The sequence below is a fragment of the Ancylomarina sp. 16SWW S1-10-2 genome, assembly GCF_009669305.1.
GTDB lineage: Bacteria > Bacteroidota > Bacteroidia > Bacteroidales > Marinifilaceae > Ancylomarina.
In genome coordinates this window covers 1-520 of sequence record NZ_SADB01000179.1, presented here as the reverse complement: position 1 = coordinate 520, position 520 = coordinate 1, and the positions used below count along the sequence as shown (strand labels likewise).

The following is a 520-nucleotide window of genomic DNA, read 5'->3' as shown; positions in this document are numbered from 1 at the left end:
GCGATATTGCTGATATTTACAACCAGTACGGTAATGCCAAAGCGCGGGTTCAACTCAGTACGGACATGAACCCTGGGCAACTATTTATGCCCATCCATTGGGGAGATACCGCTTCTAGCCACGGTAAAGTGTGCCGTATTGTTAGTCCAGAAGTTGATCCCATTTCAGCGCAGCCAGAGGCCAAATTTACGCCAGTGGCCATTAAACCTTGGGCATATACCAGCGAAGCTATTTTCTTAAGCCGAGAGCCTATTGATACCCAAGCATTTGAATACTGGGTACAACGTCAAGTCAATGGGGGCTACCTTTATTACATTGCACAAGCATCAACAGACACAGCTCTCATTGATAACATTAAGCCTTTAGCGCAGGTCGATGTAGACAACACACGTATTGAATTTAATGATAATACGCAGCAACAGTTCCGCTGCGCCACAATGGTTAATGGTGAAGTGAACACACTTTATATTGTTGCTCCTCGCTTGGCAGATACAGACTATGCTTGGCTCGATAATTTACT

The 520-nt window shown here is 45.0% G+C and carries 1 protein-coding gene; it reads left to right on the top strand.

The window, feature by feature from the left end; translation table 11 throughout:
• A partial coding sequence (locus EMN46_RS18905; RefSeq protein WP_229130432.1) for a molybdopterin dinucleotide binding domain-containing protein occupies positions 1-520 on the top strand: 520 nt, incomplete at both ends.